Source organism: Pantoea stewartii subsp. stewartii, from assembly GCF_008801695.1.
GTDB classification, from domain to species: domain Bacteria; phylum Pseudomonadota; class Gammaproteobacteria; order Enterobacterales; family Enterobacteriaceae; genus Pantoea; species Pantoea stewartii.
Window position 1 is genome coordinate 1 of sequence record NZ_VZPF01000153.1, and the last position, 3894, is coordinate 3894.

At 55.8% G+C, this 3894-nt stretch carries 1 protein-coding gene and 2 pseudogenes; 2 read left to right on the top strand and 1 reads right to left on the bottom strand.

Annotation, left to right across the window (positions count from 1 at the left end; all coding sequences use genetic code 11):
* A pseudogene (locus tag F7Q90_RS24890) lies at positions 1-174 on the bottom strand (IS630 family transposase); the annotation flags it as partial.
* Between the two features lie 101 nt (positions 175-275).
* Between F7Q90_RS24890 and F7Q90_RS24895 the strand changes: the two are divergent.
* Positions 276-1357: pseudogene (locus F7Q90_RS24895) on the top strand (lysine N(6)-hydroxylase/L-ornithine N(5)-oxygenase family protein); the annotation flags it as partial.
* A 1-nt stretch (position 1358) separates the two neighbouring features.
* Positions 1359-3710 (top strand): GNAT family N-acetyltransferase, encoded by a 2352-nt coding sequence (locus F7Q90_RS24900; protein ID WP_006117602.1) that lies wholly within the window; start codon positions 1359-1361, stop codon positions 3708-3710.
* Positions 3711-3894 lie beyond the last annotated feature (184 nt).

The following is a 3894-nucleotide window of genomic DNA, read 5'->3' on the forward strand; positions in this document are numbered from 1 at the left end:
ACCAATCGATGAGCGGGCACAGCAGAGTGTTCTGGCAACATGACTGACGGTGTCACCACGATGCAGCATCAGCATGGCGGTGAGCCGCCGGGCGTGGTTTTTGTCCTTTGTTTTATGGATAGTTTTCTGCATCAGGCGTCGTTCGGTTCTGGGTATTGGTGCAATGATCGACATTGCTCAGTCCGGCTGGTGATTTGGGATATTCAGCGATTGATCAGATCGCATAAACCGGACTGAGTTCCCTCTAAGTGATCTACTATTCCGAGCAGTTATTTAGTCCTTACAGTCTGCTGAATTATATGAAGCAGAAAGGAAAACTGTATTCGTTCTATATCCGCGAAGACTTTTTCCTGATGCGTAAAGAGTACAACCAGTACTGTCAGTGGGCCTGTTCAAAGCTGAGTAACCTGCGCTGGAACACGCGCGTGGACTATGTGAGCTACGACGAAGCGTTGCAGTGCTACCGCGTACGGGCAGTCGATACGGTCAGTGGGCAGCAGCAGGACTGGCTGACCCGCAGGCTGGTGTTAGGCACCGGTCCTGAAGCCTGGCTGCCTGCAGCCATCCATTCCGGTCGCGTTTTACGCACTCCAGTCAGTATCTGGCGAATAAGGCGGATTTGCAGAAAAAACCGTCCATTACCGTCCTGGGTAGCGGGCAGGGCGCGGCAGAGATCTATTACGATCTGCTTACGGAGATCGATCGGTTTGGCTATCAGCTGAACTGGATAACCCGTGCGCCACGCTTTTATCCGCTGGAATATACCAAACTGACGCTGGAGATGACCTCGCCAGAATGGGTGGACTATTTCCACGCGCTGCCGGGTGAGAAACGCGATGCGCTGAATGCGCGCCACAAAAATCTCTATAAAGGCATCAACAGCACGCTGATCAACGCTATTTACGATCTGATGTACGTTAAGCAACTGGATGGCGCGCTGAACGTTAATCTGTTCACCCATTCAGAACTGACCGGAATGCGCGCATTACCCAACGGAGAGTTCGAGCTCGCGTTGCATCAGCAGGAGCAGGATTGTGCCTTTACCCGCCGTACGCACGGTCTGGTGATGGCAACGGGCTATCAGTATCGTCCGCCGATGTTTATTGAAGGCATCAGCCAGCGTCTGCGCTGGGACGAGAAGGGCCGTTACGACGTTCAGCGTAACTACAGCATTGATCGCCACAACCAGATCTTCGTGCAGAACGCGGAGCTGCACACGCACGGCTTCGTTACACCGGATCTGGATATGGCCTGCTATCGCAATTCGGTGCTGCTGCGTGAAATCACCGGCAAAGAGATCTATCCCGTCGAACGGCAGATTGCCTTCCAGACTTTCCCGGCTCAATCGGAATCGTAATATGTCACAGTTAACGCTTTTCACTGCCGCCCGCCCGGCAGGCCAGTTTACCCTCCGCCCTATGCAGGCCGCTGACGCCACGCTGATTCATCGCTGGGTGACGCGCGACTATGCCCGCTTCTGGGGAATGCAGAATGACACACCAGAGCAGGTCGCCGACTTTTACCACCAGCTGACGGCCAGGGATCCGCATGCGGCGTTGATCGGCTGCTGCAATGGTGAACCGGCCTTCCTTGTCGAATGCTATCGCGCCCGCGAGGATGAAGTAGGTAAATACTATCCCGCTCAGCCGGACGACTACGGCATGCATATTCTGATCGCGCCCGCGGAAACCCCGGTCAGGGAATTTAGCTGGCAGGTCTTCAGCACCGTTATGGATTACCTGTTCAGCCGCCCCGAGGTCAGTCGCGTGGTGGTCGAACCGGATGTGCGCAACGACAAAATCCATCGCCTGAACAAACGTGCGGGTTTTCGCTACCAGCACACCATTGATATGGGCCACAAAACCGCCTGGCTGGCCTTCTGTCAGCGCGACGATTATCAACAGGCTTTACTGCAGGACTCACGAATGAATCACGCCACCTCACTGTTAACCGGTGCCCATCTCACCGGACCTCACTGGCTGCAGGCTAACCGTTTACTGATTCGTAAAGCGATTGCCGAATTCGCGCATGAAAAGCTGATCGTCCCCGACGAAATGCACCCTGGACGTTATCGCCTGGCCGTGCCGGGTGCCGAGGCAGAGTACCATTTTTCCGCTCAGCGTCAGGCGCTGGACCACTGGGATATCGACGTTGCCTCACTGGAAAAGCAGGAGAATGGTCGGGCGTTACCGCTGGATGCGCTGCAGTTTATTGAGGAGTTTAATGCGCAGATCGGCATTCCTCAGGCGCTGTTAGCCACCTACATGGAAGAGATCAGCAGCACCTTATGCAGCAGCGTATTTAAGTTGCAGAAGCAGAATCCAGACAGCCAGGCGCTGGTAAAAGCGGACTTCCAGACCGTGGAATCCTCCATGACGGAAGGGCATCCCTGCTTCGTCGCCAATAACGGCCGCATCGGCTTCGATGCGCGGGATTACCTGGCTTATGCTCCAGAGGCCGCCGCGCCGGTAAATCTCATCTGGGTAGCCGTGCATCGTCGTCATGCCCATTTCTCCAGCCTCAGCGCGCTGAGCTATACGCAGTTGCTGCAGGAGGAGCTAGGGCAGTCCATTCTGGATCGGTTCGCGGCTCAGCTGACAAGCCACGGGGTGGAACCCGAGGACTATATCTTTATGCCCGTGCATCCGTGGCAGTGGCAGAACAAGCTGCTGACGGTGTTTGCGGCGGATATTGCCAGTCGGGACATTATTTATCTGGGCATCGGTGATGACCAGTATCAGGCGCAGCAGTCGATTCGTACCTTCTTTAACCGCAGCCAGCCCCACAAGCGTTATGTGAAAACTGCCCTGTCGGTGCTCAACATGGGCTTTATGCGCGGCTTGTCGCCGTACTATATGGCGACCACGCCTGCGATTAATGAATGGCTGGAAACGCTGGTGGCAAACGACAGCTGGCTTCAGCGCTGCAACTTCCGCATCCTGCGCGAGGTGGCCGCCGTGGGCTATCACAACCGCCATTACGAACGGGCCATTAAGGGCGATTCCGCCTATAAGAAAATGTTTGCGGCCCTGTGGCGAGATAATCCGGTTCCTGATCTGCAGCCCGGCCAGCGCTTGATGACCATGGCGGCGTTCCTGCATGTTGATCATCAGCAGCAGCCGTTACTGCCCGCACTGATCGCCGACTCAGGCCTGCCCGCGGCACAGTGGGTTGAACGTTACCTTAACTGTTACCTCAGTCCGCTGCTGCACTGCTTCTATCAACACGATCTGGTGTTTATGCCCCACGGCGAAAACCTGATCCTGCTGCTGGAAAACAATGTGCCGGTCAGCGCCTACATGAAAGACATTGGCGAAGAAATCGCCGTCATGAACCCGGAGGCGGTACTGCCGGAGAACGTCCAGCGTCTGGCAGTAGACGTGCCTGAAGAACTGAAGCTGTTGTCGATTTTTACCGACGTCTTCGACTGCATCTTCCGCTTTATTAGCGCGATTTTACACCAGTCAGGTACGCTGCCCGAGAGTCAGTTCTGGCAGTTGGTCGCACAGTGCGTGAAGGATTATCAGCAGGCGCATCCGCAGCTGGCCAGTAAATTTGCCCGCTACGATATGTTTGCGCCCACCTTTACCCGCTCCTGTCTGAACCGCCTGCAGCTGGCCAATAATCAGCAGATGATCAACCTGTCCGATCCTGCCGAAAACCTCAAGTTTGCCGGCACGCTGGAGAATCCTGTCGCCCGGTGGCGTTAACGGGATTATCACCGCCTTTCCCATCAGCGCGGTCGCCCTGGCGGCCGCGTTTTTCTCGTGTGCGCCCGGCATGGGCGCACTCCTGCGGGTGTAAGTCCCGCCATGAGTTGATCACAGCAAATGAAGTGAAGCGCAACTGCATTAGGGTGACCGAGTGTGGGGAGGAAGCGTGGAGCATAAATCG